Source organism: Paraburkholderia sp. JPY465, assembly GCF_050436725.1.
GTDB classification, from domain to species: domain Bacteria; phylum Pseudomonadota; class Gammaproteobacteria; order Burkholderiales; family Burkholderiaceae; genus Paraburkholderia; species Paraburkholderia youngii.
Genome location: NZ_JBNDMT010000003.1, coordinates 626679 through 650512, shown reverse-complemented (window position 1 = coordinate 650512; position 23834 = coordinate 626679). Strand labels below are relative to the sequence as shown.

Here is a 23834-nt window from a genome sequence, read left to right as displayed (position 1 = left end):
CGGTCGCTTCGAGCGGCGCGCGGCAGGCGGTGGGCGAAACGCCGAAGCCGCTTGGCACCTATGCCGTTGAGCAACAGTTAAGCTATTTATCTCGTACAGGACAGTTTTATGAAGACCGCACAGGAACTCCGCACCGGCAACGTCGTGATGATCGGCGCAGACGCAATGGTCGTGCAAAAGGCCGAATACAACAAATCGGGCCGTAACTCCGCCGTTGTCAAAATGAAGTTCAAGAACCTGCTGACCGGCGCAGGCATGGAAGCCGTGTACAAGGCGGACGACAAGTTCGACGTCGTCGTGCTCGAGCGCAAGGAAGTGACGTACTCGTACTTCGCCGACCCGATGTACGTGTTCATGGACGCCGACTACAACCAGTACGAAGTCGAAGCCGAAATGATGGGCGACGCGATGAACTACCTCGAAGACGGCATGGCTTGCGAAGTCGTGTTCTACAACGAGAAGGCCATTTCGGTCGAACTGCCGACCACGCTGGTTCGCGAAATCATCTACACGGAACCGGCTGTCAAGGGCGACACGTCGTCGGGCAAGGTCCTGAAGAACGCCAAGCTGAACACCGGCTTCGAACTGCAAGTGCCGCTCTTCTGCAACATCGGCGACAAGATCGAAATCGACACGCGTACGCACGAGTACCGCAGCCGCGCCTAAACGGCGGCCTGCGTCACCCCGCCAGCGCCGGCGCCCTGCCGGCCTGCACCGAAAGCGCTCAATTTTTGGGCGCTTTTTCTTTTCGTGCGCCCAGCATGGGCGCATTCCTGCGGGTGTAAGTCCCGCCATAAGCTGGTCACAGCGAATGAAGTGAAGCGCAACTGCACGAGGGCGACCGGATGTGGGGAGGAAGCGTGGAGCGTAAATCGCGAGCCGATGAACAAGAACCGTATAGAAGGCGCTGCCGAGCAGGGCGAGCGGGCGAAAAACCGCGAAGCTCTCGTGACCAAGGTGAAGTGGCGTAGATGCGGCGGTTGTGCGATGAAGGAGTGCGTTCTTACCTGGGGAGGCCTCGCCTCATGCCTGAAAGGGTGACGGCGTCGAGCCGGAGCGAGGAGTCAGCAGAGGCCGTAGTAGTCACAGGACAGGTCGATGAGTCCGAAGCTGGTGACGAAGGGCCAAACGGGAAGGAGTGTCCAGCGTCATGTCGATGCGACAGGTACTGCGTCAGAAGCCCGTGCAAGCGGGGCGAGCGGGAGGCACACGCGGTGAAGCTGCGTCTATGCCCGTGAGCGACGAAGCCTGTTGCCCGCGCCATGAATCCGGGGACACAGGGTCAGCGCTGCTGATGGCGGCGCTGACGAGAGAGAACCTGAAGCAGGCATTCAAACGGGTACGGGCCAACAAGGGAGCCGCTGGCGTGGACGGTCTGGACATTGACCAGACGTCGCGCCATCTGGTGACGGCGTGGCCGGCGATCCGTGAACAGTTGCTGAAGGGGACGTACCGGCCCAGCCCGGTACGGCGGGTGACGATCCCGAAACCGGACGGAAGCGAGCGCGAGCTTGGCATCCCGACGGTGACGGACCGGCTGATCCAGCAGGCGCTGCTGCAGGTGCTGCAACCGGTTCTGGACCCCACCTTCAGCGCGCACAGCTATGGTTTCCGGCCCGGACGGCGTGCGCACGATGCGGTGCTTGCCGCGCAGTCGTACGTGCAGTCGGGCCGGCGAATCGTGGTGGACGTTGATCTGGAGAAGTTCTTCGACCGGGTCAACCACGACATCCTGATCGACCGTCTACAGAAACGTATTGGGGACGCCGGGGTGATCCGGCTGATCCGGGCGTATCTGACGAGCGGCATCATGGATGGCGGTGTGGTTCAGCAGCGCGAACAGGGCACGCCGCAGGGCGGGCCGGTTACGCCGCCTACAATGTTGCATACTTTTCTCTCCTGCGTCTGAGTCGGTCGAATTTTCGCTGCCGCGAACCGGCGGTTGCGGATCGACACGGAACACGACGACGATCTCGTCCTTGTGGATTTCTACGCGCTTGACCAGGCCCAGAACGATCTTGCGTTTCGTTTCAAGATCAATCGCATCCAGCTTTTCAGTGACGGCGGCTGCAAACTCCTCAAGCCGGTTAATGACGAGAAACAGCTCGCTTTGCATCGCGCCGTGGCGCCGTGATTCCTGGATCTGCTGTTCAATCTGTGCGAGCCGACTCTTCAACTGCTGCATCCTTGGCTCGAAGTCAGCCTTGTCGATGATACCGTCGGAGTAGCCGTCGATCAGTCGCGATTTGCTCTTTTGGAGCTGAAGCCGCTGCTTTTCCAGACTGCCGGTATCGAAGCCGCGCTTTTCGCTACGCTCCATCACGTCGAGTCGACGTTCATACTCTTCTTTCAGTCGATCGGGATGCCTGAGCAATTCCACAACCTGATGCCATACCAGCTCATCGAGCTTGTCTGTCCGTACCTGCAGGTTGTCGCAGATACGTTCGCCGCCGAACCGGTAGGCGTCGGTTCCAACGCAGCGGTAATAGGCATAGTCTCGATGATGTCCCTTGGCCGCCGACTTGCTCACTTTCTTCGCGTAGTAGGCGTAACGGCACTGCCCACAAACAGTGAGCCCCTGCAGCAGGCGAAGCGGCGCATTATCCCGGCGCTGGCGTGCCAGCTTGCGGTTCTCGGCAAGCTGCTCCTGAACGATTTCGAACAGTGCTTCGCTGACGATTGCTGGCACCGGAATTTCGATCCACTGCTGCCGGTCCGCGCGTTTCGCTGAATACGGTTTCCTGGGCACGCAGGCGCTGTGACGCTGGGCACGCACGCGCACCTGATGATCGCACGCCTGCGTTTTGCCAAACGCAGCCCGCCCCATGTACGCCGGATTACGCAAGATGCCCCATACCACGCTGCGGTCCCAGTACGGCTTGCCCGATGCCGTCACGGTACCGGCCTCGCCAAGCCGACGTATCACTTCTCCGAGGCTCAGGCGCTCCAGCCCGACCCACTCGAAGATCGCTTTCACCGTGGCGGCTTGCGGCAGTTCGATGACGTACCGGGCTGGCGTCCCGTCGAGCTGTCTTCGGATATAGCGGTAGCCGTAAGGCGCCCCTGATAGCACGTTGACGGTACCGCGTTTCGCGCCGTGAAGCTTGCCGCGGCGGTGACGCTCTGCGATTTTTGCCCGCTCGTACTCCGCTATCATGCCCTGCATCTGCAGCAGCAGTGATTCTTCCGGCGTCGTGCCAATTGCATGATTGAGAAACACGACCTGTACGCCGCACGAGGAGAATTCCTCCATCAACAGGGCCTGGTGCGCATATTTGCGCGCCAGGCGGTCTGGCGCGAGGATGTACAGCCGATCGACCGTCCCGAGCGCGGCGGCGTCGCGCAGGCGCTCCAATTGCGGCCTGACCAGCGTTGCACCGCTCACCCCGGCATCGACGAAGCACATGTCCTCCACAATCTGCGCCCCGTCGGCCTGAATTCGTTCTTTCAATGCAGCGATCTGGCTGTCTATCGTGCCGCGTTTGCTTTGCTGCTCGGATGACACGCGCGCGTAAAGCGCGACCATGGCAACGTTGCTCATCGTTTCCCTCGCTTCATCGCTTTCGCCGTTGCTGGCCTTGCATCCGATGCGCGCCTCGTGCTTCGGGCATCAATCGGACTGAGCTGATCATAGGCCTTCTCCAGTTGTTCGCTGGAATAGCGGTTCGGCTCGAAAGCGAGACGCACTCGCCAGTGTTTGCGTCGTCCCCGTGTCATCGACTGGGCTCCCGGTTAGCGGGAGCAACGGCCTCAAGCACGAGAACCGCATTACTGGCAGGACATTCTCTGGACCATGGCGCCAGACACTCCCTCGATATGCGAAGGCCCCATCTTACCCGCGAGTTTGCTATGTTGTTGCCGGGGCTCTATCGCCGTTGCTGGCCAACGTGTTGCTCGACGAGGTGGACAAGGAACTGGAGCGGCGCGGTCACTGCTTCGCGCGCTATGCCGACGACGCGAACGTGTACGTTCGCAGTCGGCGCGCGGGCGAACGGGTGATGGCGTTGCTGCGGCGGCTGTACGGGCGACTGCGTTTGAAGGTCAACGAGACCAAAAGCGCAGTGGCCAGCGTGTTTGGACGCAAGTTCCTGGGCTACAGCTTCTGGGTGGCACCCGGACGCGAGGTCAAGCGCCGCGTGGCGGACAAACCGCTGGCGACGTTTCGGCAACGCATCCGGGAACTGACCGCTCGTTCATGCGGGCGCAGCCTGCGGGAAGTGGTGCGACAGGTACGCGCGTACCTGCTGGGCTGGAAGGCGTACTTCCGTCTGGCGCAGACACCGAAGGTCTGGCGTGAGCTGGACAAGTGGTTGCGTCACCGACTGCGCGCAATCCAGCTCAAGCAGTGGAAGCGCGGTACGACGATGTACCGCGAACTGCGCGCGATGGGCGCCGCCGTTGATGTGGCGCGACGGGTGGCGGCCAACGGCCGTCGCTGGTGGCGCAACAGCGGCAGGCTGCTAAGCAGACTGTTCACGGTGGCGTGGTTCGACCGGCTGGGTTTGCCCCGTCTCTCATGACCTCAACTTCCCGAACCGCCCGGTGCGGACCCGCATGCCGGGTGGTGTGGCAGGGGCGCAGCCCGATGGCTGCCCCCTATGCCGATTGTCGCGCCGTGTATGGTTTAGGAAAACTTTACCGGCAAATTTCTCAAAATTGCCATCGCGACATCATGAATTCGCGTCGGGCGCGCGCCAGGCCCTTGATCCATTTCATCCAGGCTTTTTGGCACGATGCCTGCTAGGTGGAGAGAGTTACGCGAGTACCGCTCAATATCCACCTGGGAGAGCCACCATGAACAACGACATTGCTGAAGGCAAATGGAAACAGATGGTCGGCAAGGCGAAGGCCGCATGGGGCGAACTGACTGACGACGAACTGACCAAAGCCGAAGGCCGGGCCGACAGGCTCGCCGGTCTGATTCAGGAACGCTATGGCAAAACCCGTGAACAGGCGGAACTCGAAGTGCGCCGGTTTTTCGATAGCAACCGGGATTTCTGACAGGAGCAGTGAAGGAACTACAGGCGCCGGCCCGCGCCGCTCAAGACGCAGTGCCGGCGGCTGTCGTTTTTTCACCGTGCAAGGACCGTTCGTTTAGCCCTGTCATCGAGCCCCCAGGAGCCCACGGTGCGCGCCATCAGCGTTGGCGGCGCCCCGGGCATTCAACCCATTCATAAAATTGCGCTCGCCATGCCACACGCCCTGATTGTTGAAGACGATCCCAATAGCCTGTCCGGTCTGTCGGCAATCCTCGCCGCCGACGGCTTTTCAGTCGACACCGCGACCACGCTCGCCGAGGCGCGCGGCGCATTGACGCGCTTCATTCCGGACGTCGTGCTCGTCGACCTGAATCTGCCGGACGGCAGCGGCCTCGATCTGTTGCAGCATCTGCCCGCGCATCCGCCAGGCGGTGCGCTTCCAGTGATCGTGATGACCGGCAATGCGACGGTCGAGAGTGCGATCGAGGGGTTGCGGCACGGTATCTGGGACTATCTGCTGAAGCCGGTCAACATCCCGCGTCTGCGCAGCCTGCTCGCGCGCATTCCGCGGCCTTATGAGCTGACCGAGGAGGTCCAGGCGCTGCGGGCATCGCTGCGTCAACTCGGCCGCTTTGGTTCGATGCTCGGCCGCAGCAGCACGATTCAACACGTGTACGACACGATCGAGCGGCTCGCGCCGACTGAAGCCGCGGTGCTGATCTCCGGCGAGGCCGGCACCGGCAAGCAGATCGCCGCGCGCACGCTGCACGACATGAGTCGCCGCCGCAAAGGCCCGTTCGTCACCTTCGATTGCCGCGGCGCGGCCGCCGGCGGCCTCAATCGCTCGCTCGACAGCTTGTTGTTCGGCCACGAACGCGGCGCGTTCGGCGGCGCAGAGCAGCGCGAGCCAGGCCTCTTCGAACAGGCGAGCGGCGGCACGCTGTTCATCAACGAAATCACCGAACTGCCGCGCGCGCAGCAGGAAGCGCTGTTGCGCGCGCTCGATTCGCAGACCTTTATGCGCGTGGGCGGCAGCAACCAGATCGTGACCGACTTCCGACTGATCGCGTCGACGCGCAAGCCGCCGCGCGCGGCGGTCGCGGACGGCTCGCTGCATCAGGACCTCGCGCTGCGTCTCGAAGCCGCCGCGGTCAACCTGCCGCCGCTGCGCGAGCGCGGCGAAGATCCGGTGCTGATCGCACAGGCAGTCGTCGACGAACTGAATATGGAAGCGACCGCGCGCGGCACGGCCGAGGTCGCGAAGCAGGCAGGGCCGAACTTCCTGCGCGAATGCCTCGCGTACGACTGGCCGGGCAATGTGCGCGAGCTGCAGGAACGCGTGCGGCGCGCCTATCAGGCGTCGGGTGACGTGATCGAATCATTGCGCGCCGACGAAGCCGGCACGGCCAACGGCCGCGATCTTAACGGCAGCCGCGTGCAGGTGACCGTCGGCACGCCACTCGCTGACGTCGAAGAAATGCTGATTCGCGCGACGCTGGACGCGGTCGGCGGCACGCGGCATCGCGCGGCGTCGTTGCTGGGAATCAGCCCGAAGACGCTGTACAACAAGTTGCAGCGCATGCGCCTGAACTGAACGATTGCCCGACGGCGGTTCGGGCCAGTCGAAGCTGATAAAAAATGGCGCCTTGAATTGCTTCAAGGCGCCATTTCCATTTATGCAAAGGTACTGCGCACCAGTCTCTGCGCTTCGGCGTACCGTGGCTCGGCCATCAGCTTGCTCCACGTGAGCGCCTTGCCGCGCGGCCGCATGCGCTTCAACCGCCGCAGCGATTCCTTCGACGGCGTGACGCGCAGTGCGTCGAGCACCTTCTCCGCTTCGTCCGGCTGGTTGCAGATCAGCACCATGTCGCAGCCGGCCTCCAGCGCGGCTTGCGCGCCTTCGGTCAACGTGCCGCCCTGGCGCGCGGCTTCCATCGACAGATCGTCGCTGAAGATCGCCCCTTCGAAGCCCAGCTTGCCGCGCAGGATGTCCTGCAGCCAGATGCGCGAGAAGCCGGCCGGCTTCGCGTCGACCGCCGGATAGACTACGTGCGCGGGCAGCACCGCGCCAAGCGACAGACCGAGCCAGTCGTACGGTGCGACGTCGTTGCCGAGAATCTCGTCGAGCGGGCGTTCGTCGATGGGCATCGCGACGTGCGAATCTGCCTGCGCGAATCCGTGCCCCGGAAAATGCTTGCCGCAGTTGCTCATGCCGGCGAGCGCGAGACCGTGATTCAGGCTCTTCGCGAGCAGCGCGACCACGCGCGGATCCCGATGAAACGCGCGATCACCGATCACCTGCGAATGCCCATAGTCGAGGTCGAGCACCGGCGTGAAGCTCATGTCGATGCCGCATGCGCGCAGTTCCGCGGCGAGGATGTAGCCGACCGCGGTCGTCACCTTCGTCGCGCGCAGCACGTCCTGGTCCCACAACGCACCGAGCTTGCCCATCGACGGCAGCACCGTGAAGCCGTCAGTACGAAAGCGCTGCACGCGGCCGCCTTCGTGATCGACCGCGATCAGCAGATCCGGGCGAATCGCGCGGATCGCATCGGTCAGCGCGACCAGTTGCGCGCGGCTCTCGTAGTGGCGCGCGAACAGGATCACGCCGCCGGTCATCGGATGCGCGAGACGCCTTTTGTCATCGCGGTTCAGCGTTTTGCCGACCACGTCGAGCATCACCGGTCCGGGTGTGGTTTTCATCGAATTCCGCTGGAAAAGAGTCTGACGCAAAGACAAACGCGACCGACAGCGGCCGCGTTCAACATTTTTATTCGGTGGCCGAGTGCGCGGACGAAGCCCGCGACGCCGACGCGGCAAACGAAGCTTCCGTCTCGTCCGGCCGCTGCGTCTCGGCGATCACGAACGACACCGCGTAGTCGCGCTCGTCGCTGATCGTCACGCGCGCCGTGATGCCGCGCGCGTCGAGCCAGTCGGCCAGCTCGCCGGAGGCGACCACCATCGGCTCGCCGCTCGGCCGGTTCAGCGTCTGCAGCGCGCGCCAGCTCATCGGCCAGTGCATGCCGAGGCCGATTGCCTTCGAGAACGCCTCTTTCGCCGAAAAGCGCGTCGCGAGAAACGCGAGACCGCGGGCCGCCGAACGGGCGTGACGCGCGTGGTAGACGCGTAGTTCGTCGGGACCGAGCACCTTCTCGGCGAAACGGCCATTGGTGCGGGTCATCACCGCTGCGACACGGCTGACCTGAACGATGTCGGTGCCGATTCCGTAGATTGCCATGCGTGCGTCCGTCGCGAGATCGGGTTACGCGCGCGCGCCGAGACGCGCGGCGACCATGATCGCCTTCATCTCGCGCACCGCGTTGTCCCAGCCCGCGAAGATCGCGTGCGCGACGATCGCATGGCCGATGTTGAGTTCGACGATGCCGTCGATCGCCGCGATCTGCTGCACGTTCGTGTAGTGCAGGCCGTGGCCCGCGTTCACCTTAAGGCCGAGCGTCGTGCCGAATTCGACCGCGCGCGAGATGCGCTCGTATTCGCGCTGCTGTTCGGCGGGATCGTGCGCTTCCGCATAACGGCCGGTGTGCAGCTCGATCACCGGCGCGCCGGCTTCGTGCGCGGCGCGAATCTGGGTTTCGTCGGGATCGATGAACAGCGACACGCGCGAGTTCGCGTCCGCCAGTTGCTTACATGCGGCGCGCACCGCATCGAACTGTCCGGTGACGTCGAGGCCGCCTTCGGTCGTCAGTTCCGCGCGTTTTTCAGGCACGAGGCACACGTCGTGCGGCTGCACTTCGCACGCGATGTCGAGCATTTCGGCCGTGACCGCGCATTCGAGATTCATGCGCGTTTTCAGCAGCGGACGCAGCTTGTGCACGTCCGCGTCGACGATATGCCGACGGTCTTCGCGCAGATGCAGCGTAATCGCGTCGGCGCCGGCTTCTTCGGCCATCAGCGCGGCGCGGATCGGATCGGGATAGGACGTGCCGCGCGCGTTGCGCAGCGTGGCGACGTGGTCGATATTCACGCCGAGGTCGATCACGGTCGGCGAAGTCAGGAAGAAGCTCATAAGTTCTGCAGGTCGATCAGGATCTGGCGGGTAGCAAGCGGCGCGCCGCCGAGATAGGTGTTGAGCAGGAAGCGCATCAGCGTTTTGCTTTGCGCGACGGTCTGCGCTCGATGGTAATCGTCCTTTTCCATATCGAGCAAGGTCTGTCCCGATACCACCGGCCACTGCGCGGGCCATTCGTCCGATGCCTCGCGCACGCCGCGCTCTGGATCGAACACGTAGCGGCCGTCGGCGAGCACGGCCCTGCGCGCGACCGTGCGGTCGAGCGCCATCGCGTAGCCGGTCTCGCGCAGCAGCACGCGTTCGAACGAGCGCAGCACCTGCACCGGCGGCTCATCGTGCGCAAGGCGGGTCAGCGTGACGACGTAGTGATGGAACAACTGAGGATGCGGGTCTTCGCGCGCGCAGAAGCGCACTAGCAATTCGTTGGCATAGAAGCCGCACAGCAGCGCGTCGCCGGTCAGCGGCAGCATGCCGCCGACCCATTCGGCACCGGTCAGCGTGCGCATTTCGGATTTGCCCGACCATGCGAGCGACAAAGGCTGGAACGTTTGCAGCACGCCGCGCAACGCGGAGTGCGGGCGCTTTGCGCCCTTCGCGACGAGCGCGAGACGACCGTGATCGCGCGACAGCACGTCGATGATCAGGCTGGTCTCACGATACGGGTAGCTGTGCAGCACGAACGCGGGCTGCTCGGTGATCCGGTATTCTGATGTGGAGGTGCGCGGCGAGCGACGCGCCGGCGTTTTGCGCGGCTCGCCGTCGTCGGCGGGCGCGCCTTTCGCGCCTTTCGCCTGAGCCGACGATTTCCTCGCGCTACGCGCGGGCCGCGACGGCTCGTGCTCCGGTTGGTCCGGAGCCTCGTCTGAATTGAGCGTCATCCACGCGTCATTCGTACCCATACGCACGAAGCCCGGCTTCGTTGTCGGCCCAGCCGCTCTTCACCTTGACGAAGGTCTCGAGATACACCGGCCCATCGAACAGCTTCGCCATGTCGAGGCGCGCCTCGGTGCTGATCTGCTTCAGCTTTGCGCCCTTCTGCCCGATGATCATCGCCTTGTGCGTGTCGCGATCGACGAGGATCGTTGCGAAGATACGGCGCAGCCGCCCTTCGGTTTCGAACTTGTCGATCAGCACGGTGCTGGTGTACGGCAGTTCGTCGCCGGTCCAGCGGAAGACCTTCTCGCGCAGGATTTCGGCCGCAAGGAAGCGCTCGCTGCGGTCGGTCAGGTCGTCCTCGCCGTAGATCGGCTCGCCTTCCGGCAGGAACGGCTTGATGGTCGCCATCAGACGCTTGATGTCGTCGGTATTTTTCGCGGACAGCGGCACGATCTCGTTGAACTCGCGCAGCGTGCTCATCTGCTGCATGAACGGGAAAAGCGAGTCCTTATCCGATACGCGATCAAGCTTGTTCGCGATCAGCAGCGTCGGCACCTTCGCCGGGATCAGGTCGAGTACCTTCTGGTCGTCGGGGCCGAAGCGGCCTGCTTCGATGACGAACAGGATCGCATCGACCGAGGTCAGCGTCGACGTTACGGCGCGGTTCAGCGAGCGGTTCAGCGCGCCGCTGTGCTTGGTCTGGAATCCGGGCGTGTCGACGAAGATGTACTGAGCGTCTTCGAGCGTGTTGATGCCGGTGATGCGATGTCGCGTGGTCTGCGCCTTGCGCGACGTGATGCTGACTTTCTGGCCGACCAGCGCGTTCATCAGCGTGGACTTGCCGACGTTCGGGCGGCCGACGATCGCGACCATGCCGCAGCGAAAACCAGTGGGAGTGGGAGCGTTCATATTCGGACTACGGCAGGTTCAGGTCGGCGCGCGCGACGCGCACGCCGATGGCAATCAATGGCCCGCATCGGCGACGCGCGTTTGCACCGCGCCGGCGACGCCGGGTTCGTGTTCGGCAGGTGCCGGGGCCGCCGAGACGACCGACGCGGGTGCGGCGGAAACGCTCGAAGAGCCCGTGCCCGGCGCGGCTTCGCGGTTACGCTGACGCTCTGCGCTACGGGTGTGTGACGGCGCGTCGGCTTTGAGGTCGGGGGTTTTGTCCGCTGCGGGCTTTTCGGCTGACTTGTCGACAGGTTTCTCGCCTGAGTGCACCGAAACCTTGTCGGTTCTCTCCGCTTTTTCGGACTTCTCGGCGCGTTCCGGCTTGTCATGTCCGCTGTACTCCACATGCGCGGCACGGATGACAGCCAACGGCGCACCGGCGGGACCTGGCGCGGCACGCTCGGCTGCAGGCCGTTCAACGGCTGACTTTTCCACGGCAGACTTGTCGGCGTGGGCTTCAATCGTGGCAGGCGCGCGCCCTTCGCCGCGCGCGCTCTTGCGATCCGGCGTGCGTAAATCCAGTGCGGCCTGTACGCCGGTCACGCCCGGCACGATTTCCTGCTCGGCGTTTTTCGCGGCGCGTGCGCTTTTCGACCGCTTCGGCTTCGCAACCACGGCGGGCGCTGCGGCCATTACTTCGTCGAGCGCCTTCTTTGCGGCCGCCTGCTCCGCCGCGCGACGGCTCGCGCCCGAGCCGGACACTTTGACGTCGAGCTTTGGCACCGTGCATTCGACTTCGAATTGCTGATTGTGCGCCGCACCATGGGTAGCGACGACCGTATAGGTAGGCAACGCAATCTTGTGGCCTTGCAGATACTCCTGCAGCAGCGTCTTTGCGTCCTTGCCGAGCGTACGGGGGTCGATGTGGTCGAGGATCGGCACGTAAAGGCGCTTGATGACCGTCTGCGCAGCGTCGAAGCCGCCGTCGAGAAATATCGCACCGAGCACCGCCTCGAGCGTATCCGCGAGGATCGACGGCCGGCGGAAGCCGCCGCTGCGCAACTCGCCCTCGCCGAGGCGCAGGCCTTCCGAGATATTGAGTGCCTGAGCGATCTCGTAGAGAGACTGCTGTTTGACCAGATTGGCGCGCACGCGCGATAGGTCGCCTTCGTCGAGTTTGCCGAAACGTTGGAACAAAAGCGCAGCCACCGCGCAATTCAGAACGGAGTCGCCGAGAAATTCGAGCCGTTCATTATGCGTGGAGCTGTGACTGCGGTGTGTTAAAGCCTGACGCAGCAATTCCGCATTGCGAAATTCGTAGCGCAAACGGCTTTCCAACGGAGATAGAGGCATGGGCAGAGTATAACGCGGGCGCCTGACCCGGCGGAAACGCGGGGCGCCAGAGGAAAAAGCGTGGTGAAGCGACGTTACCGCGAGTTCTTAAAGTTGCATGACAACACGCCGCGACCGAGATAACCGGTGCCGGTTATTCGCGCGGCGTGTGATCGCTCATGAAGTGATCACGAAGCGATCAATGCACACGACTCACTGGAAGGAGCCGATGCGTCGCAGATCGCTGAAGTTCATCCAGATGAAAAATGCGCGGCCGACGATATTGCGTTCAGGCGCAAAACCCCAGTACCGGCTATCCGCGCTGTTGTCGCGGTTATCGCCCATCATGAAGAAATTGCCCGGCGGCACTTTGCAGATCACGCCACGTGCGTTGTATTGACAGTTGTCGCGATAGGGGAAGTCTTCTGCACCAACGATGAACGGCGGCACCGCCGGATTGTTCAGAATCGCGTTCTTGCGGCCGTCGATATCTTCCTGGAACTGCTTCGCATAGCCGAGCCGCTCTTCGTCGAGATAATCGGGCAGTGGCGTTTCTGGCACCGGCTTGCCGTTGACGGTCAACTTCTTGTCCTGATACTCGACCAGATCGCCCGGCAGACCAATCACGCGCTTGATGTAATCGACCGATTCGTCTTTCGGATAACGGAACACCACCACGTCGCCGCGCTGGACCGGGCGGCCCTGCGTGATCCTCGTGTTGGTGATCGGCAAACGAAGACCGTATTCGAATTTATTGACGAGGATGAAGTCGCCCACCAGCAGCGTCGGCACCATCGAGCCGGATGGGATCTTGAACGGCTCGACCACGAACGAGCGCACGACGAACACCACCAGAATCACCGGAAAAAAGCTCGCCGTATATTCGAGCCACCACGGCTGACGCAGCTTGTCGTCGCGCAAACGCGCGCGCGTTTGCGCGGCGTTTTCATCGGCGAAACGCTCGCCGATGCGCGCCTGCTGACGATCGAATTCGGCGACTGCGGCTTCCGCCTCGCGGCGCCGTTTCGGCAGGAAAACCAGTTTGTCCGCGACCCATGCGACGCCCGTCAAAACGACGAGCACAAAAAGAATCAGCGCGAAATTCATAGGGTTCCGTTATTCAACTTATTTGTCTTCGACACGCAGAATAGCGAGGAAAGCCTCTTGCGGGATTTCAACCGAACCCACCTGCTTCATTCGCTTCTTGCCTGCCTTCTGCTTTTCAAGCAGCTTCTTCTTACGCGTGATATCACCACCGTAGCATTTTGCCAGCACGTTCTTACGCAACGCTTTAATGTTTTCGCGCGCGATAATGTTTGAACCAATCGTGGCTTGAACCGCTACGTCGTACATCTGACGCGGAATCAGCTCGCGCATTTTCGCTGCCACTTCGCGGCCGCGATACTGGCTTTGCGAGCGATGCACGATCACCGACAGCGCATCGACCTTGTCGCCGTTGATCAGCATGTCGACCTTCACGACGTCCGACGCGCGGTATTCCTTGAACTCGTAATCCATCGACGCGTAACCGCGAGAAATCGACTTCAGACGGTCGAAGAAATCGAGCACGACTTCGCCCATCGGGATTTCGTACGTCAACTGGACCTGACGACCGTGATACTGCATGTTGATCTGGTTGCCGCGCTTCTGCGTACACAACGTGATCACCGCGCCGACGTAGTCTTGCGGCATGTACAGGTTCACGGTGACGATCGGCTCGCGCACTTCCTCGATCTTCGACGGCTCGGGCATCTTGGCCGGATTCTCGACCATCAGGGTCGTGCCGTCGCGCTGCAGTACTTCGTAGACCACGGTCGGCGCCGTTGTGATCAGGTCCATGTCGAACTCACGTTCGAGACGTTCCTGCACGATTTCCATGTGCAACAGACCGAGGAAGCCGCAGCGGAACCCGAAACCGAGCGCTTGCGACACTTCCGGCTCGTACTGCAGCGACGCGTCGTTCAGCTTCAGCTTTTCGAGCGAGTCGCGCAGCGCGTCGTACTGGTTCGCTTCGACCGGATAGAGACCCGCGAACACCTGCGGCTTCACTTCCTTGAAGCCCGGCAGCGGCTCGGCCGCCGGCTGGTTCACCAGCGTAACCGTGTCGCCGACCTTCGCCGCCGCGAGTTCCTTGATGCCGGCGATGATGAAGCCCACCTGCCCCGCCGACAGCGATTCGAGATTCTTCGACTTCGGCGTGAACACGCCGATATGTTCCACCGGATACTGCGCGCCGGTTGCCATCAGGCGGATCTTGTCCTTCGGACGCAGCGTTCCGTTGACGATGCGCACGAGCATCACGACACCGACGTAGTTGTCGAACCACGAGTCGATGATCAGCGCCTGCAGCGGCGCTTCCGGGTCACCCTTCGGCGGCGGCACTTTCGCGATCAGCGCTTCGAGCACGTCTTCGACGCCGAGGCCAGTCTTCGCGCTGCAATGTGTGGCGTCGGTCGCGTCGATGCCGATCACGTCCTCGATCTCGGCGATCGCGTTTTCGGGGTTCGCCGCCGGCAGATCGATCTTGTTCAACACCGGCACCACTTCGACGCCGAGCTCGATGGCCGTGTAGCAGTTGGCGACGGTTTGCGCCTCCACGCCCTGGCTCGCGTCGACGACGAGCAGCGCGCCTTCGCACGCGGACAGGGAGCGGCTGACTTCGTACGAGAAGTCGACGTGCCCGGGGGTGTCGATCATGTTCAGGTTGTAGACCCGGCCATCGCGCGCGCGATACGACAACGCGGCGGTTTGCGCCTTGATGGTGATGCCGCGCTCGCGCTCGAGATCCATCGAGTCGAGCACCTGAGCTTCCATCTCGCGGTCGGACAGACCACCACAAATCTGGATGATGCGATCGGCGAGCGTCGACTTGCCATGGTCGATGTGCGCAATGATCGAGAAGTTACGAATATGATCCATTCAGTGCCGATCAAGCGAAAAGGCGCGCCCGGACAATAGCGGAGCACGCCTTGTAAGTAGGTGAAAAACCTATCTATTTTAGCCGAAAAGCCCCTCGGCCGGCGCATCTTGCATAGCGCGGGCCTCAAGACGGCGTAGAGGAGGCGAGAAATTTACCGGGCGCATCGAAGCGAGTCGCCGCAAACATGTGCATGTATCGCGCGAATCACATGCCGCGCGGATGTAAATCAGGATGCCGCCGCAACACGCGACGCATGCGCCGCCAATGCTGCGCGCACTCGCGCTTCGTCGAGATGGTAGTGGCACAACTCGACGCCATCGCATACCAGCACCGGCACCAACTCGTTGTAACGCGCTTCGAGCAACGGATCGCTGTCGACGTCGATCACCGCGACTTGCGCCCCGGACTCGGCCAGCAACGGCTCGAGCGCGGCGCGCATGTCCTCGCACAGATGGCACCACGCGCGCCCATACAGCGTGAGCGATGCCGTCTTCGTCATTTCTGCGCGCCGCGCGGACGGACCGGCACAAACTGCGTGTTGTCGCCGCGACGAACCAGCAACGCGACCATCTTCTGCGAATCGAGGTGTGAGGTCAGTTCGTCGAACTGTTTCGCGCTCGTCACATCGGTGTCGCCAACCCGCAGGATGATGTCGCCCTTTTGGAGCCCGACACGGGCTGCCGGACCGTCGACAGCGTCGATCTGCACCCCGTTCTGAATCTTCAGCGTTTTCTGCTGGTCGGCGGGAATATCGCTCACCGCGATGCCAAGCGCGTTGGTCGCGCGCTGCTTCGGCGCCTGCGGCTTCTTCTGGTCCGCTTTCGCGACCTTATCCTGCTGCATTTCTGCGATCGTGATCGGCAGTTCGCGCGTCTGACCCTTGCGCCAAATCGAGATCGACGTCTTCGTGCCCGGCTTCGTATCGCCGACCATACGCGGCAGGTCCGTCGCGGTGTCGACCGAATGACCGTTGAACTTCAGGATGATGTCGCCCGGCTGCACGCCGGCCTTGTCGGCCGGGCCGCCCGGTTCGACGCTGCTGACGAGCGCGCCCTGCGCCTTCGGCAAACCGAGCGAATCGGCGACGTCCTTCGTCACCTCACCGATCGCCACCGCGATGCGGCCGCGCACCACCTTGCCCGAACTCTTCAGCTGATCGGCCACGCGCATCGCTTCGTCGATCGGAATCGCGAACGAAATGCCCATGAAACCGCCGGTGCGGCTATAAATCTGCGAATTGATGCCGATCACTTCGCCCTGCATGTTGATCAGCGGGCCGCCCGAGTTGCCCGGATTGACGGCCACGTCGGTCTGGATGAACGGCAGGTAGTCGCCGGTGTCGCGTCCCTTCGCGCTGACAATACCGGCCGTCACCGTGTTTTCGAGACCGAACGGCGATCCGATCGCGACGACCCATTCGCCGACGCGCACCTTGTTCGAATCGCCGATCGTGATGGTCGGCAGATTCGACGCGTTGATCTTCACGACCGCGACGTCGGTTCGGTCGTCGACCCCGATCAGCTTCGCCTTGAATTCGCGCTTGTCGGTCAGCGTCACGTAGATCGTGTCCGCGTCGTCGACGACGTGCGCGTTGGTCATCACGTAGCCGTCCGCCGACAGGATGAAGCCCGAGCCCACCCCGCTGTTCTGTTCGGGGTCGGTGTTGTCCTGTGAATCCGGGCTGCCGCCGCTGCCGCCCCCCCCTCCACCACCGCCGTTATCACCACCGCGCGGTGATTGGGGAGACTGCGGCAATGGAATCCCGAAGAAGCGCCGGAAGAACTCCGACATATCGCCGTCGTCCATACCCGGCGGCAGGCCGCCGCGGGAACTACCGTTCGACACGCGCGTTGTCGTGCGAATGTTGACGACCGCCGGGCCGACCTTGTCGACGAGGTCAGTGAAGTCGGGCAGATTGGCAGCGGGAGCCGCCGATGCCATATGCGGCACAAGCGGCAAACACGCCGCCACCACTACGGCCGCGAGGAATTTGCGCACCGAGAAAGTCGTCATATCGTAGCAAGCCGAGGGATTTCAGGATTCGGAAGGGTTACTTCGGAGCTTTGTATTCTATGGCAGACGCGAATTGCTGCAATGTGGTTTGGGGCACCTCACCAAGCAGGGTAATCCAGAAGTCACCCTGACGCTTGACCAGGACGTGCGTCGCGCCGCTATCGCCCGTGCCCTCTTTGCGCGTGTTGTTCTCGACCGGCTCGACGAAAACCGAAATCGCCGCGAGGCCGTCGGAAAACACGGCCTGGTCGACGGGGATCGGCGGCTGCCCTGCCTCGCGCGACGCCATCGGACGGCGCAACTGACGGATGATATGGAAGCCCCGCACCGACGGATTGATTTGCCAACCCTGCGCGGCCATGTCGACCGGCTCGACTGGCGGACGCACGACCGTCCAGCCCGTGAGATTGCGGATGCCGTTGACGATGCCCGCCTTGTCGACCGGCACGCCGATGCGGACCTGCGAAAACGACAGTTGCTCGAGCACCTGGCCGCTCGGGTCGAGCGTCTGCGCGCGCAGCAGCAGACCGGTCTTCTTGTCGGCCCACAGCTTGTACGCGAACCGGTAGGCGTCTTTCGGATCGAGTTCCATCACGAGACTGTCGACGCCCGCGACGCGGTCATCGCCCAGCATCTTCGGCTCGTAGACGGACAGAACCTGCTCGCCGTTCACGGACAGCAGCGCGGGGAACGAATCTTTGTTCTGCCGCTTTTCGAAGACCACGATACGCCGTTCCGGCAGGAACGTGTACATGTCGTCGTTGTGGCGGAGCATTTTGCGCGGCTTACCGTCGAGGCTTTCGAGCTGCTCGAATTCGCCGTCCGTATGCGTGGAGTAATGCGCGATACGCGACGTCTGCACGAAATTGCCGCGCTGATAGACGAAGGCGCCCTCGTAGTTCTGCTGCTGGGCGGCCTGATGAATGCGGTCGAGCAGTTCCGCGGCCGTGCGACGGGCAACGACCGGATCGTCTTGAGCGAAGACCCGCGGTGTAGCGGACAACAACACAGCTGCACAGAACAGAAATGCTGGCAACCGCCCCCAGATAGTCGTTTTATTGAACCGCGGAGTCTGCATCAAACTATTGGCCCTGCGTGGAGACTGAGGCAGCGCGAATTACCGGCATCGAGCCTGCCATCGCCGGTTGCTGCGCGAATTGCTGATGAGCTTCGAGGTATTGATCGAGGCTCGCGTCGCGAATGATGTTGGAGTCTTGCGCGGGCACCGAGGCCATGGCGACACGCTGCACCGGGTCGCCGTGCGACTGGAGCGAAGCGAGCTGGGCACCTGACCCACCCGGCACGCCCTGCAGCTGCGGCACGACGATCCAGGTCAATGTAGCGGCCGCGGCAGCGACGGCAAAAGCCGGCACGACCCGCCGGCGCAGCCCGAGCAGGCGGCGGGTGACCGACGCGGACGCGGCGGCTGGCGCCAGCACATGCGGCTCGCTTTCGAGGCGCGCGGCAAAACCGCTCAGAAAGGCGCTGCTCCGCGCCGGGCTGACTGCCAGATCGTCGGAACGTAGCGCGTCGCCGATCAGGTGGTAGCTCGACCAGGCGGCGCGATCATCGCCGTCCAGTTCCGCAAGAAATTTGTCCAGATTCAGATGCTCTTCGCCGAACAATTCACCGTCGACGAAAGCGGACAGACGCTCGCCGCGCGAGCCCGCTTGCGATTGCATCGAGACCGACCCCATGATGCTCCCCATCTTCCAAATACCCCGTAGTGACACCACTAATCCAGATATTGCACCGCTGCCCCGCCAAGCCAGCTGGACGCTCAGAGACGTCTACCAGCGCTTGCCCTCGGGTGTGTCAAGCAACGGTCGCAATTTTGCCGCAATGGCTTCGCGAGCGCGGAAAATTCGTGATCTGACTGTGCCAATTGGGCAACCCATCATCTCAGCGATTTCCTCGTAGCTCAAACCCTCAATTTCTCGAAGAGTAATGGCGGTGCGCAATTCTTCCGGTAAAACCGCCATCGCAGCATTGACCGTCTCTGCGATCTGCTTGCTCATCAACATCGACTCAGGCGTGTTGATATCCCTTAGTTGGTCAGCGTCGGAGAAAGTTTCAGCTTCTTCAGCATCCGCTTCGGTCGAGGTCGGCGCGCGCCGGCCCTGGGTGGCAAGGTAGTTCTTCGCGGTATTGACCGCAATCCGGTACAACCACGTATAAAACGCCGACTCGCCGCGAAACTGCGGCAACGCGCGATAGGCCTTGATAAATGCGTCCTGCGCGACGTCTTCGACTTCGGCGGGGTCCCGCACGAGACGCGAGATCAGCCGGAGAATCTTGCGGTGGTATTTGGAGACCAGAAGCTCGAACGCGGCCTTGTCGCCCTTCTGGACGCGTTCGACCAGCACCTGATCAATTTCTTTTTCGCTCACCTGATAAGTCCGTTAACTATAGGGCGCATGGCGGGGGACCATTGTAGCGTCCCCCTCGTGAGGGCACGTTACTACGGTAACAGCGGTTACAGTCGTTACAGTCAGGCGCCGGCCGCACGCCGGCCCAGCACGGAAAGTTCGCGGAAAACAGTGGGCGGCAGCGCGTCGGCGGCGATTATCAGGGAGCGCGTACGGCCCGGCGGCACACGCATGAGGGCACGCCTCCGACCGCCCTCGGGCGCGAGCGCGAGCACCAGCAAACGGCTGCTCCACTGCGCGCAACCGACGATGCGACCTCGCGCGAGCAATTCACCTGCGCGGTTCCAGGCGGCAATCTCACCCATCGCGAAATGCAGCGCGGCGGGCTGCGCCGCGTCATGCCTCGCCGCGCACAGTGCAAGGACCGCTGCGACGGCGAGCGTCAACGCCGCGGCCGGCCACCCGCCCAACCGTGGTGCGAGGCAGGTATAAACGGCTAACGTCGCAATCAGCATGAACGCCCCCGCCGCGGCACGCATTCCGACAGAGCGACGCAACGCAATCCGCTGCGTCGTCGTGCTCAACGTTGCCGGTGCGGTGGAAAGCGCCGGCGAAGCCGGCGTCGTGAACTGATGCGGCACCCGTGACCAGGCGATCAGGCGCGCTTGATCACCAGCGTGCCGTTCGTGCCGCCGAACCCGAACGAGTTCTTCAGCGCGACGTCGATCTTCATGTCCCGCGCGGTGTTCGCGCAGTAATCCAGATCGCAGGCCGGGTCCTGGTTGAAGATGTTGATGGTCGGAGGCGAGACCTGGTGATGCACGGCGAGCACCGTGAACACCGACTCCAGACCGCCGGCGCCGCCCAGCAGGTGACCCGTCATCGACTTGGTCGAATTTACGACCATGTCCTTCGCGTGGTCGCCGAACGCCCGCTTGATGCCGGTCGTTTCCGCCAGATCGCCGAGCGGCGTGGATGTGCCGTGCGCGTTCAGGTAGTTCACCTGATCGCCGTTGATGCCCGCGTTCTTCAGCGCGGCGAGCATGCAACGACGTGCGCCGTCGCCGTCTTCGAGCGGCGCGGTCATGTGATACGCATCGCCGCTCATGCCGTAGCCGCCGATTTCCGCGTAGATCTTCGCGCCGCGCGCCTTTGCGTGCTCGTATTCTTCGAGCACCATCACGCCCGCGCCTTCGCCCAGCACGAAGCCGTCGCGGTCTTTGTCCCACGGACGGCTCGCGGTCGCCGGATCATCATTGCGTTGCGACAGCGCGCGCGCCGCCGCGAAGCCGCCGATACCGAGCGGCGATACGGTCGATTCCGCGCCGCCGGCGATCATCACGTCGGCGTCGCCGTATTCGATCAGGCGCGAAGCCTCGCCGATGCAGTGCAGACCGGTCGTGCACGCGGTGACGATCGACAGATTCGGACCCTTGATGCCGAACTTGATCGACAGGTGGCCGGAGATCATGTTGATGATCGAAGCCGGCACGAAGAACGGCGAAATGCGACGCGGGCCGCGATTGAGCAATTCGGTTTGGGTGATTTCGATCATCGGCAGACCGCCGATGCCCGAACCGACCACTACGCCGATGCGCTCCGAATTCTCGTCGGTGACTTCGAGCCCGCTGTCCTGCATCGCCTGGATGCCCGCGGCCACGCCGTAGTGGATGAACGTATCCATGTGGCGCGCTTCCTTGCCGGGGATGTAGTCCTCGATATTGAAGCCCTTCACCTCGCCGGCGAAACGAGTCGAGAAGTTCGACGCATCAAACTTCGTGATATTGGCAATCCCAGACTTGCCGGCGACCAGATTGGCCCAGCCATCGGCAACATTATTGCCAACAGGCGAAATCAGCCCCAGGCCTGTAACAACAACACGACGGCGGCTCACGGTAACCCCTTATTCATAGATGACAAAAAGCAAAAGCCACAGCGGCCACAGGAATTGCCCTGTGTGCCCTGTGGCTGTTTAAGTCGGCAATCGCGCGGAAAGTTGCGCTGTCAACATCGCTGGCTCCTGCGTGGCAAACGGCGCGGCGTATGGTGTGTCGATGGACACGCCCCATAGCGCCGACCCTGCGGGCGCCGGCAAGCGGCACGGCAGGGCGTCATGCGCGGCCCGTGCAGAAACGCAGGCGCGAATGACCTTAGGCCTTGACGTTCGCGCGAGCGTAGTCGATCGCTTGCTGAACGGTGGTGATCTTCTCGGCTTCTTCATCCGGAATTTCCATGCCGAATTCGTCTTCGAGGGCCATCACGAGCTCAACGGTGTCGAGCGAGTCGGCGCCGAGATCGTTCACGAACGACGCTTCGTTCTTGATTTCCGCTTCCGCAACGCCCAGTTGTTCCGCGACGATCTTCTTGACGCGCTGTTCGATATTGTCCATTACCCCTCCAAGGGAAAAGAAGTTCAAAAATACAGGTGCGCGCATTTTATCAGGTTTGACCCGGCAAAAAAGCGGCGCTTCGGGTTCCTGTCAACGCATGCGCCTCGTGCTTCTTGCAAACGCATCAAGGCGCGGATAGTAACTGAATTTGGTTACTGCATGTACATGCCGCCGTTCACGTGCAGCGTCGTGCCGGTGATGTAGCCCGCTTGCGGCGACGCGAGGAACGCGACCGCGTGCGCGATGTCTTCCGGGCTGCCGAGACGGCCGAGCGGAATCTGCGTTTTGAGCACGGTCTGCTGCTCTTCGGGCAGCGCCTTGGTCATGTCGGTATCGATGAAGCCAGGCGCCACGCAATTGACCGTGATTCCACGGCTGCCGATCTCGCGCGCGAGTGCACGCGTCATGCCCGCGACGCCCGCCTTCGCGGCCGCGTAGTTGATCTGGCCAGGGTTGCCGGCCGAGCCGACCACCGACGTGATGTTGATGATCCGGCCGCCCTTTGCTTTCATCATCGGGCGCAGCACCGCGCGCGACAGACGGAACACCGACTTCAGGTTGGTGTCGATCACCGCGTCCCAGTCGTCGTCCTTCATGCGCATCGCCAGTTGATCCTGCGTAATGCCGGCGTTGTTCACCAGCACGTTCAGCGCGCCGAATTCCTTGACCGTGCCGTCGATCAGCGCTTCGGCCGCCGCCGCGTCGTTGACGTCGAGCACCGCGCCGCGGCCGTTCACCCCGGCCGCTTTGAACGCCTCGGTGATCGCAGTCGCGCCGCTTTCGCTGGTCGCGGTGCCGATGACCGTCGCGCCCTGACGCGCGAGTTCCATCGCGATCGCACGGCCGATGCCGCGCGATGCGCCCGTCACGATTGCGATCTGCTTGTCGAGAGTCTTTTCCATCTGTCAGTCCGGATGCCCTTCAAATAGGGCTCATTGATTCTTGTTGATTCGTCTGTCGAGGGATGCTGCGCCAGCGCGGTCCTGCTTTGCCGATATCCGCTCGTGAAAGCGCGCTCAGCCTGCCGTCACGAGCTTCAGCGTTTCTTCCAGCGATGCCGGATCGAACACAGACGCGCCGACCAGATTGCCGTCGATGCGCTTGGTCAAACCCGCAAGGACCTTGCCCGGGCCGCATTCGATCACGTGCGTGACGCCCTGCGCGGCCATTGCCTGCACGCATTCGACCCAGCGCACGGCACCAGCCGCCTGACGCACCAGCGCGTCCTTGATTTTGGCCGGCTCGTTGACCACGGCGACGTCGACGTTGTTGATGACGGGAATCGACGGCACCTGCACGTCGATGCTCGCGAGGTATTCGCGCAATTGATCCGACGCTGGCTTCAGCAGCGACGAGTGGAACGGCGCCGACACCGGCAGCGGCAGCGCGCGCTTCGCACCCTTCGCCTTCGCGACTTCGCAGGCTTTCTCGACTGCGGCTTTGTGGCCCGCGATCACGACTTGCGCCGGCGCATTGAAATTGACCGCTTCGACGACGCCCGCCACCGACGCTTCCGCGCAGACCGCGCGCACCGTGTCGTCGTCCAGGCCGAGAATCGCGGCCATACCCCCTTCGCCCACCGGCACCGCGGTTTGCATCGCCTGCGCGCGAAAACGCACGAGCGGCACCGCGTCGCGAAACGCTAGCGCGCCGGCCGCGACGAGCGCCGTGTATTCGCCGAGGCTATGGCCGGCGACGATCGCCGGCGCCGGGCCGCCCGCCTGCTGCCACGCGCGATAGGTCGCGTAGGCCGCAGTCAGCATGACCGGCTGGGTGTTGGTGGTGAGATTGAGATCTTCGGCGGGGCCTTCGGCGATCAGCTTGCCGAGGTCCTGGTTGAGTGCGTCGGAGGCTTCCTGAACCGTCTCACGCACGACTGCGTGATCGGCGAATGCGTTGAGCATGCCGACCGCCTGCGAGCCCTGCCCAGGAAAAACGAACGCGAATTTCATATCGTCCCCAAAATCTGTTTAATCGGATGTGGCGGCCGGCCGCGGCTGCCAGATGGCGCGCGGTATTACTCCGGCCGCGCGG

At 62.9% G+C, this 23834-nt stretch carries 22 protein-coding genes and 3 pseudogenes; 6 read left to right on the top strand and 19 right to left on the bottom strand.

The genetic code is table 11. The features are described 5' to 3' along the window. The first annotated feature begins 108 nt into the window (after nucleotides 1-108). The 3 genes and pseudogenes from efp to QFZ94_RS17615 form a co-directional block, all read left to right on the top strand. Nucleotides 109-666: an elongation factor P gene (gene efp, locus QFZ94_RS17625; RefSeq protein WP_013090038.1), complete on the top strand. Its 558-nt coding sequence runs from the start codon at nucleotides 109-111 to the stop codon at nucleotides 664-666. Nucleotides 667-882: 216 nt separating this feature from the next. Then, nucleotides 883-1041, top strand: coding sequence for a hypothetical protein (locus tag QFZ94_RS17620; protein WP_429456375.1), 159 nt, complete (start codon nucleotides 883-885; stop codon nucleotides 1039-1041). Between the two features lie 109 nt (nucleotides 1042-1150). Continuing rightward, nucleotides 1151-1873 (top strand): annotated as a pseudogene (locus QFZ94_RS17615) (reverse transcriptase domain-containing protein); the annotation flags it as partial. A gap of 519 nt (nucleotides 1874-2392) precedes the next feature. On the opposite strand, the pseudogene QFZ94_RS17610 reads toward QFZ94_RS17615, so the two are convergent. Further along, nucleotides 2393-3526: pseudogene (locus QFZ94_RS17610) on the bottom strand (recombinase family protein); the annotation flags it as partial. Between the two features lie 334 nt (nucleotides 3527-3860). Here QFZ94_RS17610 and QFZ94_RS17605 point away from each other — a divergent pair. The 3 genes and pseudogenes from QFZ94_RS17605 to QFZ94_RS17595 form a co-directional block, all read left to right on the top strand. Then, nucleotides 3861-4520, top strand: a pseudogene (locus QFZ94_RS17605) (group II intron maturase-specific domain-containing protein); the annotation flags it as partial. 274 nt (nucleotides 4521-4794) lie between these two features. Then, nucleotides 4795-5001, top strand: a complete 207-nt coding sequence (locus tag QFZ94_RS17600; RefSeq protein ID WP_429458482.1) for a CsbD family protein — start codon at nucleotides 4795-4797, stop codon at nucleotides 4999-5001. Between the two features lie 189 nt (nucleotides 5002-5190). Continuing rightward, nucleotides 5191-6573: a sigma-54-dependent transcriptional regulator gene (locus tag QFZ94_RS17595; protein ID WP_429458480.1), complete on the top strand. Its 1383-nt coding sequence runs from the start codon at nucleotides 5191-5193 to the stop codon at nucleotides 6571-6573. Between the two features lie 80 nt (nucleotides 6574-6653). Here QFZ94_RS17595 and nagZ read toward each other — a convergent pair whose 3' ends face one another. From nagZ to fabD, 18 genes are all read right to left on the bottom strand, one after another. After that, nucleotides 6654-7682: a beta-N-acetylhexosaminidase gene (gene nagZ, locus QFZ94_RS17590; RefSeq protein WP_429458478.1), complete on the bottom strand. Its 1029-nt coding sequence runs from the start codon at nucleotides 7680-7682 to the stop codon at nucleotides 6654-6656. 67 nt (nucleotides 7683-7749) lie between these two features. Continuing rightward, the gene (gene acpS / locus QFZ94_RS17585) at nucleotides 7750-8217 is read right to left on the bottom strand and encodes a holo-ACP synthase (RefSeq protein ID WP_368585216.1); all 468 of its coding nucleotides are present in this window, start codon (nucleotides 8215-8217) and stop codon (nucleotides 7750-7752) included. Between the two features lie 24 nt (nucleotides 8218-8241). Next, entirely contained in the window at nucleotides 8242-9006 is a 765-nt protein-coding gene (gene pdxJ, locus QFZ94_RS17580; RefSeq protein WP_368585215.1) for a pyridoxine 5'-phosphate synthase, read from the bottom strand. Then, the gene (recO, locus tag QFZ94_RS17575; RefSeq protein ID WP_429458475.1) at nucleotides 9003-9908 is read right to left on the bottom strand and encodes a DNA repair protein RecO; all 906 of its coding nucleotides are present in this window, start codon (nucleotides 9906-9908) and stop codon (nucleotides 9003-9005) included. The genes pdxJ and recO overlap by 4 nt, the downstream gene beginning before the upstream one ends. Then, a complete protein-coding gene (gene era / locus QFZ94_RS17570) occupies nucleotides 9895-10794 on the bottom strand; it encodes a GTPase Era (protein WP_050783920.1) in 900 nt (299 codons plus the stop codon). The genes recO and era overlap by 14 nt, the downstream gene beginning before the upstream one ends. 54 nt (nucleotides 10795-10848) lie before the next feature. Then, nucleotides 10849-12129 (bottom strand): ribonuclease III, encoded by a 1281-nt coding sequence (rnc, locus tag QFZ94_RS17565; RefSeq protein ID WP_368585212.1) that lies wholly within the window; start codon nucleotides 12127-12129, stop codon nucleotides 10849-10851. 192 nt (nucleotides 12130-12321) lie between these two features. Continuing rightward, nucleotides 12322-13215, bottom strand: coding sequence for a signal peptidase I (gene lepB, locus QFZ94_RS17560; protein ID WP_410849561.1), 894 nt, complete (start codon nucleotides 13213-13215; stop codon nucleotides 12322-12324). Between the two features lie 18 nt (nucleotides 13216-13233). Next, a complete protein-coding gene (gene lepA, locus QFZ94_RS17555) occupies nucleotides 13234-15027 on the bottom strand; it encodes a translation elongation factor 4 (protein WP_013090048.1) in 1794 nt (597 codons plus the stop codon). Between the two features lie 227 nt (nucleotides 15028-15254). After that, nucleotides 15255-15527: a glutaredoxin family protein gene (locus QFZ94_RS17550; protein ID WP_429458472.1), complete on the bottom strand. Its 273-nt coding sequence runs from the start codon at nucleotides 15525-15527 to the stop codon at nucleotides 15255-15257. Beyond that, nucleotides 15524-17041 (bottom strand): DegQ family serine endoprotease, encoded by a 1518-nt coding sequence (locus QFZ94_RS17545; RefSeq protein ID WP_429458470.1) that lies wholly within the window; start codon nucleotides 17039-17041, stop codon nucleotides 15524-15526. Before QFZ94_RS17545 ends, QFZ94_RS17550 begins: the two co-directional genes overlap by 4 nt. Before the next feature lie 37 nt (nucleotides 17042-17078). Further along, the gene (locus tag QFZ94_RS17540; RefSeq protein WP_429458468.1) at nucleotides 17079-18119 is read right to left on the bottom strand and encodes a MucB/RseB C-terminal domain-containing protein; all 1041 of its coding nucleotides are present in this window, start codon (nucleotides 18117-18119) and stop codon (nucleotides 17079-17081) included. Nucleotides 18120-18123: 4 nt separating this feature from the next. Then, nucleotides 18124-18738, bottom strand: a complete 615-nt coding sequence (locus tag QFZ94_RS17535; protein WP_429458466.1) for a sigma-E factor negative regulatory protein — start codon at nucleotides 18736-18738, stop codon at nucleotides 18124-18126. A 93-nt stretch (nucleotides 18739-18831) separates the two neighbouring features. Then, the gene (rpoE, locus tag QFZ94_RS17530; protein ID WP_006051939.1) at nucleotides 18832-19431 is read right to left on the bottom strand and encodes an RNA polymerase sigma factor RpoE; all 600 of its coding nucleotides are present in this window, start codon (nucleotides 19429-19431) and stop codon (nucleotides 18832-18834) included. A 101-nt stretch (nucleotides 19432-19532) separates the two neighbouring features. Continuing rightward, entirely contained in the window at nucleotides 19533-19925 is a 393-nt protein-coding gene (locus QFZ94_RS17525) for a hypothetical protein (RefSeq protein WP_429458464.1), read from the bottom strand. A gap of 140 nt (nucleotides 19926-20065) precedes the next feature. After that, entirely contained in the window at nucleotides 20066-21304 is a 1239-nt protein-coding gene (fabF, locus tag QFZ94_RS17520) for a beta-ketoacyl-ACP synthase II (protein WP_429458462.1), read from the bottom strand. A 256-nt stretch (nucleotides 21305-21560) separates the two neighbouring features. Further along, nucleotides 21561-21800, bottom strand: a complete 240-nt coding sequence (acpP, locus tag QFZ94_RS17515; protein WP_004197638.1) for an acyl carrier protein — start codon at nucleotides 21798-21800, stop codon at nucleotides 21561-21563. Between the two features lie 152 nt (nucleotides 21801-21952). After that, nucleotides 21953-22702, bottom strand: a complete 750-nt coding sequence (gene fabG / locus QFZ94_RS17510) for a 3-oxoacyl-ACP reductase FabG (protein ID WP_368585205.1) — start codon at nucleotides 22700-22702, stop codon at nucleotides 21953-21955. Between the two features lie 114 nt (nucleotides 22703-22816). After that, a complete protein-coding gene (gene fabD / locus QFZ94_RS17505) occupies nucleotides 22817-23752 on the bottom strand; it encodes an ACP S-malonyltransferase (RefSeq protein ID WP_429458460.1) in 936 nt (311 codons plus the stop codon). Nucleotides 23753-23834: the final 82 nt, after the last annotated feature.